At 62.6% G+C, this 10,539-nt stretch carries 10 protein-coding genes and 2 pseudogenes; 5 read left to right on the forward strand and 7 right to left on the reverse strand.

Going from position 1 to position 10,539, the window contains the following annotated elements:
• Window positions 1–189 (forward strand): transposase domain-containing protein (locus M8523_RS34685; RefSeq protein ID WP_282589374.1); only part of this gene is annotated, 189 nt, incomplete at its 5' end.
• Here M8523_RS34685 and M8523_RS34690 read toward each other — a convergent pair.
• Both M8523_RS34690 and M8523_RS34695 read right to left on the reverse strand, forming a co-directional pair.
• Entirely contained in the window at window positions 105–1,565 is a 1,461-nt protein-coding gene (locus M8523_RS34690) for an IS1182 family transposase (RefSeq protein WP_282589375.1), read from the reverse strand. The two genes, M8523_RS34685 and M8523_RS34690, sit on opposite strands and share 85 nt — an antisense overlap.
• 207 nt (window positions 1,566–1,772) lie before the next feature.
• On the reverse strand, window positions 1,773–2,309 hold the full coding sequence (locus tag M8523_RS34695; protein WP_282589376.1) for a TetR/AcrR family transcriptional regulator: 537 nt from the start codon (window positions 2,307–2,309) through the stop codon (window positions 1,773–1,775).
• A gap of 135 nt (window positions 2,310–2,444) precedes the next feature.
• Here M8523_RS34695 and M8523_RS34700 point away from each other — a divergent pair, with 135 nt between their 5' ends.
• The 3 genes and pseudogenes from M8523_RS34700 to M8523_RS34710 all read left to right on the forward strand — a co-directional run.
• Window positions 2,445–3,365: an NADP-dependent oxidoreductase gene (locus M8523_RS34700; protein WP_282589377.1), complete on the forward strand. Its 921-nt coding sequence runs from the start codon at window positions 2,445–2,447 to the stop codon at window positions 3,363–3,365.
• Window positions 3,366–3,510: 145 nt separating this feature from the next.
• On the forward strand, window positions 3,511–4,023 hold the full coding sequence (locus M8523_RS34705; RefSeq protein ID WP_282589378.1) for a lipocalin-like domain-containing protein: 513 nt from the start codon (window positions 3,511–3,513) through the stop codon (window positions 4,021–4,023).
• A gap of 110 nt (window positions 4,024–4,133) precedes the next feature.
• Window positions 4,134–4,325: pseudogene (locus M8523_RS34710) on the forward strand (transposase); the annotation flags it as partial.
• Here M8523_RS34710 and M8523_RS37035 read toward each other — a convergent pair.
• Together M8523_RS37035 and M8523_RS34720 are read right to left on the reverse strand one after the other, a co-directional pair.
• Window positions 4,307–4,591: a hypothetical protein gene (locus M8523_RS37035; protein WP_428351964.1), complete on the reverse strand. Its 285-nt coding sequence runs from the start codon at window positions 4,589–4,591 to the stop codon at window positions 4,307–4,309. The pseudogene M8523_RS34710 and the gene M8523_RS37035 sit on opposite strands and share 19 nt — an antisense overlap.
• A 227-nt stretch (window positions 4,592–4,818) precedes the next feature.
• On the reverse strand, window positions 4,819–6,144 hold the full coding sequence (locus tag M8523_RS34720) for an IS1182 family transposase (protein WP_282589379.1): 1,326 nt from the start codon (window positions 6,142–6,144) through the stop codon (window positions 4,819–4,821).
• Window positions 6,145–6,235: 91 nt separating this feature from the next.
• On the opposite strand from M8523_RS34720, the gene M8523_RS37040 reads away from it, so the two are divergent.
• Window positions 6,236–6,436: a hypothetical protein gene (locus M8523_RS37040; protein ID WP_428351966.1), complete on the forward strand. Its 201-nt coding sequence runs from the start codon at window positions 6,236–6,238 to the stop codon at window positions 6,434–6,436.
• Between the two features lie 234 nt (window positions 6,437–6,670).
• Here the strand turns inward: M8523_RS37040 and M8523_RS34730 are convergent, their stop codons facing one another.
• From M8523_RS34730 to dapA, 3 genes and pseudogenes are all read right to left on the reverse strand, one after another.
• Window positions 6,671–8,491, reverse strand: coding sequence for a potassium transporter Kup (locus tag M8523_RS34730; RefSeq protein ID WP_282589381.1), 1,821 nt, complete (start codon window positions 8,489–8,491; stop codon window positions 6,671–6,673).
• A gap of 666 nt (window positions 8,492–9,157) precedes the next feature.
• On the reverse strand, window positions 9,158–9,520 hold the full coding sequence (locus M8523_RS34735) for a hypothetical protein (RefSeq protein WP_282589382.1): 363 nt from the start codon (window positions 9,518–9,520) through the stop codon (window positions 9,158–9,160).
• A pseudogene (gene dapA, locus M8523_RS34740) lies at window positions 9,517–10,527 on the reverse strand (4-hydroxy-tetrahydrodipicolinate synthase). The gene M8523_RS34735 and the pseudogene dapA overlap by 4 nt, the downstream one beginning before the upstream one ends.
• Window positions 10,528–10,539 lie beyond the last annotated feature (12 nt).

A 10,539-nucleotide genomic window follows, 5' to 3' on the forward strand; every position in this document is an offset into this window, starting at 1 on the left:
GGAGGTCATCGGCCGGCGGCCATCTACACCTTGATCGAGACAGCCAAGCTCAACGACGTCGATCCTCAGGCTTGGCTCGCCTGGGCTCTGGCCAAGTTGCCCGATCACCCGGCCAAGCGAATTGATGAGATCCTGCCGTGGAACTGGAAGGCAGCCCGAACCGCCGAAGCCCTCGCCAAAGCCGCCTGACCACGCCGCGCCGGGCGAAAACTGCCCGCCTGCGGTACCGGCCGGATGCTTACCATCAGGAAAGCCCCTTGACCCATCCACTGCTTGATGGTGCCGAAGGGGTGTTCGACGGTTTCGCGGCGGCGGTCGAGAATGTCAGGACGGGCCTTCAGCCGGGCGGCGATGCGGTCGAGCACGGCCTCGTTCTCCAGCCGCGAGACATGCCGGTATGTTCTGGTGCAGCGCGGGCGGAGGGCGCAGGCCTTGCAGGCGTTCCGGTTGGCATAGTCGATCTTCACGTTGTCGCGCGACTTGCCTCTTCGGCATGGCGAGAGGATCTGCCCGGCCGGGCAGATGAAGACGTTCTTGTCGGGATCGTAGCGGAACACGTCCTTGCTGAAGAAGCCCTCGCGCACCGCCGGGCCGCGCACCGGCTTCGGCACATAGGCTGTGACGCCGGCCTTCTCACAGGCCTCGATGTCCTCGATCTTGAAGTAGCCCCGATCTGCCACCGCCTCGATCCGCTCGACGCCGAGCGTCGCCATCGCGGCTGTCACGGTGGGCGCGAGAAGCCCCATGTCGAGAACCTGGTTGCTGACCTCCTGCTCGACGATCAGCTTGTGCTTCACGTCCACGGCAAGCTGCACGTTGTAGCCGACGCCGACCTTGGTCATCTTGGCCATGGCGCGGCTGTCGGGATCGGTCAGCGAGATCTGGTCGGCGCCGGTCCGCTCCAGCTCGGCCAGCATCGCCATGTGGCGGTCGCGCTTGCCCTGGATGGCCGCAATCTTCTCCTTGAGCTTGCTGTCGCTCCGCACGCCCGTGCTGCCGCCATCGTCTTCCTGCGTATCGCAATCGTCCAAACGCTTCAGGTACGTCGCCAGCTTCTCGTCCGCCTTGCGAATGAACTCGGCCAGGGAACCGCGCGTGAAGTTGCGGTCCTTGTTGTTGACCGCCTTGATCCGCGTGCCGTCGACCGCCAGCAACTCCCGCCCGAACAGGTCGAGCTGGCGGCACAAGAGCACGAACTCCCGGAACACCGGCCGGAACGCGGCATGGTTGTCGCGGCGGAAGTCGGCGACGGTCTTGAAGTCGGGTTTGAGATGGCGAAGCAGCCAGATCACCTCGACATTGCGATGGGTCTCGGCTTCCAGGCGCCGGCTCGATCGCACCCGGTTCAGGTAGCCGTAGACGTAGAGTTTGAGCAGGTCGGCAGGATCGTAGCCTGGCCGCCCGGTGGCCTTCGGCATGACACGGGCAAATCCCGCAGCCGCAAGATCGAGCCCGTCAACAAAGGCTTCGATAAAGCGGACCGGATTCTCTGGCCCGACGTAATCGTCTACAGCTTCCGGCAGGAGCAGCAGTTGCAAGCGGTCGGATCCCGAGATGTGCGCCATGGCTCATCGTAGCGCCGATAGACACGCCTCGGAATCCACTCAGCCCGACTTTCCACTCAGTCTGCTTGAGTTTCGCACAAACGCCCGAGAGGGTCTAAGCGCAAACTTTTAGGTTGAGTAAGTGACGCACCAAACGGCTCCGAATAGCCAAGGACCCGTGATGCAGACGGCGCGACCCTGCCACTCGTAAAAACGGCTCCTTGCGCGTCAAGACGGGACGCCGGCATTCCAAGCTGCCTCGATCATTTGGAAGATCTCGTCCACCGCTGTCTCCGGATCGGCTGCCTCACGGGCCAGCGAATATGCGTCGATCACGAACCTAGCGATGGCCCGGCAGGCCGTTGCGCTCTGTGACGGTCGGAGATCGGCAATCGCCGTCGCTAGCGACTGCGCATGACGCAACCTCATCGCTCCGTCGTATTCCCTTAGGGCGGGTGACTTGTCGATCATGCACCATACCGGGGCGGCGCTTTCCGCAGCACAATGCTGCACAAGAGCTCGGATCTCGTCGCGCAGCGCTGGAATAAGCGGCTCGTGTGGCGGACGGCTGGTGACCGCCTGCATGAGACGATGCTCGAAGTGTTCCTCCTGCTCGAATACCAACGCCTCCTTGGAAGCGAAATGGGAAAACAGGGTGGTGACGGCGACATCAGCCTCGGCAGCTACGTCGCGGATGCCTACTTCATCATACCCACGTTCTAAGAAGAGTCGCAGAGCCGTGCCGGCAATCTTTTGGCGGGTCATGGCCTTTTTTCGCTCACGGCGTCCAGACGTCACGATCACCCTTTACGGTTGCAGGAATAAAACTGTATCTGTTGCAAAAAACTAACTGGTAGTGTTTAGAGTGTTCATACACTATCAGCGCCATAGGTCGATCGCATGAAAAAAGTGAGCTTCGCTAAGTTCGGTGGTCCGGACGTCTTGCAACTCGTGGATGCCGAAGCGCCCCACGCGGGTCCCTGCCAGGTTCGCATCGCGGTTCGCGCGGCAGGCGTGAACCCTGTCGATTGGAGAAATCGTGAAGGCCAGTTCCAGAGGGTTCGTCCGATCGAGTTGCCCGCAGGGGTCGGGCAGGACGCCGCGGGTGTTGTGGACGAGGTCGGCGAGGGCGTCGAACGGGTCGAGATTGGCGACCAAGTGTTTGGCAGAGGTTCAAGCACCTACGCCGAGTTCGCCGTGCTATCGTCCTGGGCCCGCATCCCAGAAGGTCTGACGTTCGAGGAGGCGGCCGGGTACCCGTCCGTGGTGGAGACGGCGCTGCGCATCATCCGCGAGGTCGGTGTGCAACCTGGGCAGACGCTGCTGGCCAGCGGCGCGGCCGGTGGTGTTGGATCGGCGGTGCTGCAGATCGCCCGCGACCGTAGCATCAGGGTCATCGGTACTGCCGGGGCCGCGAACCAGGACTACCTGCGGAGCCTGGGCGCCACCGCCACGACCTACGGCGCGGGCTGGGTCGAGCGGGTGCGGCAGTTTGGCCGCATCGATGCGGCCCTCGATCTGGCTGGCTCGGGCGTGATCCGCGAGCTTGTCGATCTGACCGGGGACCCGCGAAAGGTGATCTCCATCGGCGATCTTGGCGCGCCGGAACTCGGCGTTCGCTTCTCCGGCGTGGCCGGAAGCATGCCCGATGCGCTTGCCGACACCGTAAGGCTCATTGCTGCGAAGAAGCTCCACATCCCGGTCGAGAAGTCATATACGCTCGCCGATGCTGCGGCGGCACACATCGACAGCCAAGCAGGTCACACGCGCGGGCGCCGGGTCGTGGTCCCCGAGAACTCTGATCACGGCTTGCAGCGCTGAAGGTTCGGAGTTGGGGCTGAAGGTGCCATGCCGGGTGCATGGCTCTTAAATTTTGCTTGGGACTTTGCGCGGTCGCTAAAATGTCTGACTTGCATTGGCTTTGTGATAATCTGAATGCGGGCATATCAAACCTCGCGCGGCTCGAATGGACCGACGGACGTTCGTCGCTTCCTCAATAGGAATTGTATCTGCTGGCGCCGTCTCGGCGGCCGAGCAACCGTCGCTGCGATCCAGGCTTCTCGGTGTCTGGTCTCTAATTGAAGCTGTGACGGTCAAGGAAACCGAGATCGTACCTTGGCTTGGTCGGCAGCAGCCCATCAAAGGCAACCTGATCTATACCGAGAGCGGTTGGATGAGTGTGCATATCACAGGTGCAGTGCCGAGAACGATTTCTCGAGGCGACTTCCTTAAGCTGCCTGCCGAGGATCGGGTGGTTTGGCTCGATGCATACTACGCATACTACGGCAGCTTCGAGATCGACGAGGTCGCACACGTTGTGACGCATCACGTTGCCAATTCTCTCCTGCCCTACGAGACCGCGACAATGCTGAAGCGCAATGTCGCGATCAACGGAGATATCTTGACGCTGCTGACCCCACCCCGCGACGACGGCGGTGGCAAAACCTTCAATCGTCTTGTTTGGAAGAAGGCCGCTTAGAGCGATTGCCGAAGCCGCTTCAAGGACGGACCGTCCTTAAATCTTGCAGACCGTGTGGAAAGTCGGGCTGAGTGGATTCCGCGCTTCCGTAGGGCGGTGTACCTTGTGGCATGTCGCACATCTCGGGGTCCGACCGCTCGCAGTTGCTGCTTCTGCCGGAAGCGGTGGACGACTATGTCGGAGCGGACAATCCGGTCCGGTTCATCGAGGCCTTTGTCGACGGGCTGGATCTTGCGGCAGCGGGGTTCGCCCGTGTCCTGCCGAAGGCGACGGGACGCCCCGGCTACGATCCGGCCGACCTGCGTTCGAGCCGAATGGCGTCACCGCGTCCGTTATAGACGTCGGCGGGCGCGAGATTGTCCAGGCTCTCGTGATAGCGTCGGGTGTTGTAGTGGTCGACGAAGGTCGCGATCTCGGCCTCCAGATCGCCCCTGAAGTCTATGCCGACCTCAAGCACGGTGTCGCTCATGCACAGGCGGTCGAGCCGCGCCCGCGCTTCGATCTCGGCCTCGATACGAGTGAGCTTGTGTCCCGACTCGAACTCTTTGCCAATCTCGACGAGCGGCAACTCGGCAAAGTTATCCGGCTCCTACGTCCGCGATTCACCGTGCCGGGCGAGCGTATTGTGCAAGAGGGCGAGCAGGGCGATGCGCTCTATTTTGTAGCTTCAGGGGCGGCAGATGTGCTGCTGCCCGGCGGATCGGTGCCACTAGGAGCCTGTCCCGGTAACGGATTGCCTCATAAAGTTTGGGTGCGCGGGCGGACGGCGCTGATGGATTTGCGTGATCGCCGTCCTCATGTGGTGAGCTTGGCGAGGTTGTGGGCGGTGCAGATCAACGCCCATTCTCCGGTGACCTTTTCGACACCTCGGAGGAGAAGCTGGCGGAAGCCGCGGGCGCTCTTGATCTGCCCGAACACGGGCTCGACGATGCATTTCCGCAGCCGGTAGCGGCTGCGATGACCGCCCTGCTTGAGCCGTCGCCGCATAGCTGCTGTCAGGGGCCCGCCGGCCGGCTTGCCCTCGGCCGGCCGCTTGGCCCGGCCTGTCGCCACATAGCCTCGCACGCCGCGCTCCACGAGACCGGCGAGGTTGGCCTCCGAGCAGAAGCCGTGATCGGCCGATACTTCGTCGGGCAAGCGACCGGCGTTGACGGCCGTGGCGTCGAGCAGGGGCAGCAGCCCGTCCTGGTCGGAGGCGGACTGGGTCAGGCGGTGAGCCACAATGATCTGGTGCTTGCCGTCGACCGCCGCCTGACCATTGTAGGCCTGGATGAACCCGTCCCGGCCCACCATGATGCGGCTTTCGGGATCGGTGAAGTTGCGCTGGGCCGTCGGCTCCGGCGTGCCGGTCGGGCGCTTGGGTTTGGGGCCGCTCCGTTTGGACGGTGTGCCATCCGCCTTGGGCGACGGCACAGGGCGCGCTGCGTCCTTCGCCGCCGCGGCGACGCGCGCCTCGGCTTCGAGCGCCGCGCGCGCGGCACGGATGCGGGCGAGCCGCTGCTGCTTGTCGGCCATCCAGTTCGGCATCTCATCGCCGCGCCGTTCGGCCCCGTGCTCGCCATCCTCGCGATCATCGGCGTCCGTTGCCGTGTCGAGCCAGGCCTTCACCTCCGCGGCCAGTTCAGCTTCCACCTTCTCCATGCGCGCATAGCTCATGGCCTTGTGCTTGGAGGCGTTGGCGCGCAGCTTGGTGCCGTCCACCGCCACGTGGCCAAGGCCCACCAGACCCGCCCGCTGGCACAGCGCCAGCACCTGAACGAACAGCTCGCCCAGCGCCGTCAGGTGGCGGCGGCGGAACTCGCTGATGGTGCGGAAATCCGGCCGGTTCAGAGCCGTGACAGCCTGGAAGTCCAGCCGTTCCTCGCAACACCGCGCGATGCGGCGCGAGGAGTAGACCCCCTGGCTGTAGGCATAAAGCAGCAGGGCTACCATCATGCCGGGGTGATAGGGCGGAAAGCCTCGTGCCTCGGTGTAAGCCGACAGGACCGCCGCAAGGTCCAATTCGTCACGAACGATGTCGCGCACCAAATGCGCCGGGTGGTCTGGCGGCACGAAATCCTGGACCGAGGGCGGCAGGAGCCACGCCTCATCAACACGCCACGGCCGGAAGCTCTTCATCATCAGAGCAGTGAATCAAATCACCTCGGCGCTGTCGAAGAAATTCGACCGTTACCGGGACAGGCTCCTAGGTTCGGGAGATATCTTCGGAGAGATGGCGCTCATTAGTGGCGAGCCGCGCCGGGCCGATGTCGTAGCCTCGACCTATTGTCGTCTCCTGGTGCTGCGCAAGGCCGATTTCGACCTCTTCATGCGCGACAACCGCGATGTCAAGTTCGAGGTTGACCGGGTGGCCGCTCAGCGCAATGCCATGATTCAAGCCGAGCCCGCCGCCGATACCACAGCGAACGGTTAGGAGCTTGGTCGTCGGGCTGCCGGCAGAGGCCCAGTGCAGGGTCTCAATAGCAACGGAGCAGAAAATCGATATAAGGCCGCGTCGGCCGCTCCGTGCTGTGGCCATCCATAGGCTCAAGAAGGGGCGAACCAGACGGACTTCTTGAAGTGAAGGTAATGCAGGGCCGAGGCTTTGAACTCACCGGGGTAATGGCGTTCTGGTCGACCCTCCAACCAAGGCCTCAGCTGGCATGATCTAGATTTCGATCTGCGAGCCGAGCTCCACGACACGGTTAATCGGCAGGTGAAATGCCGACATCGGCGTTTCCGAATTGCGCACCATCACCGAGAAGAGCGATTCACGCCATTGCATCATGCCCGGGTGGGCTGAGGGCACGATCGTCTGCCGGCTGAGGAAGTACGTTGTGTCTCCGGCTGATGGCGGCTCTGGCAGTAGCGCCAGCGCGGCGGGCACATCGGGCGTCTGCATGAAGCCGTAGCGGATGCGGACGCGAGCAGCCCCGCCGTGAGCCTCGTCAATCGTGATCCGCTCAGCAGGCGACACGATCGGGGTCAGCGCCGTCTCGATTGTCGCCAGCAGGACGCGTTCGTGCAACACCTTGTTGTGCTTCAGGTTGTGGAGGAGCGCCGGCGGCAGGCCGACCGCCGCCCTGCTCAGGTAGACTGCCGTTCCCCGCACCCGCGTCACCTTGGTGACCGAGGCGAGGAAAGAGTCGAGCGGCAGGTCGATTTGATCGATCTGGGCCGCGACCAGCCGGCGGCCCTTACGCCACGTCGCGAAGACGAAGGCGAGAAACGCCGCGACCAAAACCGGCAGCCAGCCGCCGGCGGCAAACTTGGTCGACGACGCGGCGAACAGCGCCACATCGCAGGTCAGCAGTAGCCCGTAGAGCGGCACCGCCCACAGCGGGTTCCACGCCCATATATGGAAGATCATCACCCCGACCAGCAGCGTTGTCAGGACCATGGTTGCCGTCACGGCCAGCCCGAAGGCTGCCGCCAGTGCCGCCGACGAGCCGAAGCCGATCACCAGTCCGACGACGGTGATAAACAAGAGCGCATTGACGGCCGGGGCATAGACCTGGCCAAGGGTGCTCGCCGAGGTCTGCACGATGGTCACGCGTGGCAGGTAGCCGAGGCGGATCGCCTGCTGCGTCACCGAAAACGCACCCGAGATGATCGACTGCGACGCGATCACGGTCGCCACCGACGACAGCACGATCAACGGCACCAGCAGGGCCGACGGAGCCATGCGGTAGAACGGGTTCTCGATCGCCGCCGGCTCGGCCAGGACCAACGCTGACTGGCCCATGTAGCACAGCAGCAGCGCCGGCAGCGCCAGCCACAGCCACGCGCTGGCGATCGGGCGGCGGCCGAAATGGCCCATGTCGGCGTAGAGCGCCTCGGCCCCGGTGACGGCGAGGACGACGGTGCCGAGCGTCAAGAACGCCCGCGTCGGATCGGCGGCAAGGAAGCGCAGCGCCGGCCACGGGCTGAGCGCCCCGAGTACCGCCGGCGCCCGAACGACATTGGTGATGCCAAGTGCAGCGATGGTCAGTAGCCAAAGCAGCATGACCGGGCCGAACCACAACGCCAATGCCTCGGTCCCACGCCGTTGCACGACGAACAGCAGGACGACGATGACCAGCGTTACCGGAAGCACCCCCGCCGTCATCCGCGCGTCGACTAATTCGAGCCCCTCGACCGCCGACAGGATCGAGATCGCCGGCGTGATCATCGCGTCGCCATAGAACAGCGCGGTCGCGAGCAGCGCGGCGCCCGAGACCCACGGCAGGATACGCGCGCCCGGCAGCCGTCGCTCGATCAGGGCGAGCAGAGCGAACGATCCGCCCTCGCCACGATTGTCGGCTCGCATTGTCACAAAGACGTACTTCAACGTGACGACGATCAACAGCGTCCACACGAGCAGCGATAGAACTCCGAGGACGTGGAATGCGTCGATCGGCAGCTTGTGGACACCGATGAAGCTCTCCCGAAACGCGTACAGTGGCGACGTTGCGATGTCGCCGAATACCACCCCGGTCGCCCCGACCATTAGCCGCCACGAAACCCGGTTGCCGTGTTCGGTCTTATTCAAGCGAAACGCTTTCAGAAATGCACTACGGGCCGCACTTGGAGATAGGCAACTCGATGGAGAGTTTCTTCATAACGATGCTGACTGTTGGCTGTCCAGCAAGCAATCTGTATGCCTCTGAAGAACAACTCGTGGCGGCAAATGCCAGCCGGAGCCGTTGTACCGGCCTGTCAATGCCGAACACATCGGGAGTCTTCTCGTCTAGCGAGACCCTGTTAATCGCCACAACCATGGCTTGAAGTTGCAAGGAGACGAGGTCTTCGTTCGACAAACTCCGAGCGACTTACAGCCCGCTAATGGCGACCATGGAGAGCAACGGCGTGGCTATGCGGGGGACTGACGAGCGTTTACCAAACGGCAACGATGTGCCGGTCACTATGAACGTCGGCGCGCCGACCGCGTACCGGAAACTCAGATACCGATGACGGCGCGCCGCCAAGGCAGGCAGAGGCGTGAGCCAGGGGAAGCTCGGGCCCCCTCCTTGGCTTCACGCAGCGAGCCGGCGCGAAGCCACCAACAAAATGGATCTTCCAGCACTGCCTTTACAGTTCAGGCGATGGGTAAACAAATAGAAATCTCAATGATAGCAATATTCTCATAATATGATTGTATATTTTACCGATTTTGTCATGCAAATATCTGCAGCCCGAGGGAAATTGTCGCAAACAAAATAGCCTCATCCCACCGACTAAGACCATCGATTGACCACTTATTTTTTGAAATAACGGCGATGATCACGTCGGCCAGAGCGCATGTGTTCAGCAATCGCTCGAAGAGCTGTAGGTGGTTGCCGTCTTGAGCGAACGAAGCGAGGAACAACAGAAACGAGAAGCTCCACGCGATCTTGACCATCATCAGGCGATTGACCTGGGCTTGATCGGCTTCGTGTTGCCTGCCGTGAGTTTCAACTCGTCCGGTCAATTGACCCTGCTCCCTCGGCGAGCTGATAAGCAGACGAAGTCGGCTGAGGAGCGTGGTAAGAGGATTCATGTCGAGTCCTGTCTGGCATGCACGTTTCCCTGGCGGGAAACGAAACCATATTGGTCCGCTACGTGGTTCCAGACCGGATCGGCGAGCAGATCGTCCAAGGCGGCGGCGACAGCACGCTTGTCCTCAACGGACCCGTCAACCAGCGGGAGACGGACGGAAGCCGGGAAGCCGTCCCTTACCAGAGCCATGGCAGCCTTGATTGCAACCGGGGCCGTGTCGGCGGCCATCAATCCTCTCAGCCCGATCATGCGACGGTCGATGTCTCGCGCTTGGTCGTGATGTCCGTCCGCACAGGCGCGTTGTAGCGACGCGCAGGCGCGAGGCAGCACATTTGCAATCGACGAGATGCACCCCATTCCTCCAGCCAAATTGAAGGCCAGCGCCGATCCCTCGTCGCCGCACAGTTGAATGAAACGTTCGCCCGTGGAGCGTGCCGTCGCATATGGCCGAAAGGTATCGCCGGTGTGGTCGCAGACCCCAACGATCGAGGCAATCTCACTTAGTCGACCAAGCGTCGCCGGCAGGAGATCCACAGCGGTCCTCGATGGAACGTTGTGTAAGACGATGGGGAGATCGACCGCTCGAGCGACGGCTTCAAAATGGCGATAGAGCCCTTCCTGGGACGGCCGACTTTAGTAGGGCGTCACGACCAGAGCAGCATCAGCACCGGCCGCTTGGGCGATCCGGGTCAATGCGACGGTACTTTCCGTTCCGTTGGTCCCTGTTGCGGCGATGACTGGAACACGTCCGGCTGAGACTCCGACGCAGATCCGAATGAGCCGTTCCTTTTCCGCCGTCGTGAGCGTGGGACCCTCTCCGGTGGTGGTACAGGCTGCAATCCCGTCGGCACCTTCGCGGATCTGCCATTCGACCATGTCGGCGAACCCTTGTTCGTCGATCCCGTTGCCTTTGAACGGGGTGAGCAGATCGACGATCGCCCCCCTAAGGCAGCGTCGACAAATTATCGCGCTGATTATGATGGCCTTGGAACGATTGTATAGTTCCATTCGCCATGGAAG

This window comes from Lichenifustis flavocetrariae (assembly GCF_026130545.1).
GTDB classification, from domain to species: Bacteria; Pseudomonadota; Alphaproteobacteria; order Rhizobiales; family Beijerinckiaceae; genus Lichenihabitans; species Lichenihabitans flavocetrariae.

Excerpts from the sequence above, each read along its gene's own strand:
- M8523_RS34720 (WP_282589379.1), bottom strand. The coding sequence starts at position 6,144 with ATGATGAAGAGCTTCCGGCCGTGGCGTGTTGATGAGGCGTGGCTCCTG.
- M8523_RS34700 (WP_282589377.1), top strand. The coding sequence starts at position 2,445 with ATGAAAAAAGTGAGCTTCGCTAAGTTCGGTGGTCCGGACGTCTTGCAA.
- M8523_RS37040 (WP_428351966.1), top strand. The coding sequence starts at position 6,236 with ATGGCGCTCATTAGTGGCGAGCCGCGCCGGGCCGATGTCGTAGCCTCG.
- M8523_RS34695 (WP_282589376.1), bottom strand. The coding sequence starts at position 2,309 with ATGACCCGCCAAAAGATTGCCGGCACGGCTCTGCGACTCTTCTTAGAA.
- M8523_RS34730 (WP_282589381.1), bottom strand. The coding sequence starts at position 8,491 with ATGGTCGGGGCGACCGGGGTGGTATTCGGCGACATCGCAACGTCGCCA.
- M8523_RS34690 (WP_282589375.1), bottom strand. The coding sequence starts at position 1,565 with ATGGCGCACATCTCGGGATCCGACCGCTTGCAACTGCTGCTCCTGCCG.
- M8523_RS34735 (WP_282589382.1), bottom strand. The coding sequence starts at position 9,520 with ATGAATCCTCTTACCACGCTCCTCAGCCGACTTCGTCTGCTTATCAGC.
- M8523_RS34705 (WP_282589378.1), top strand. The coding sequence starts at position 3,511 with ATGGACCGACGGACGTTCGTCGCTTCCTCAATAGGAATTGTATCTGCT.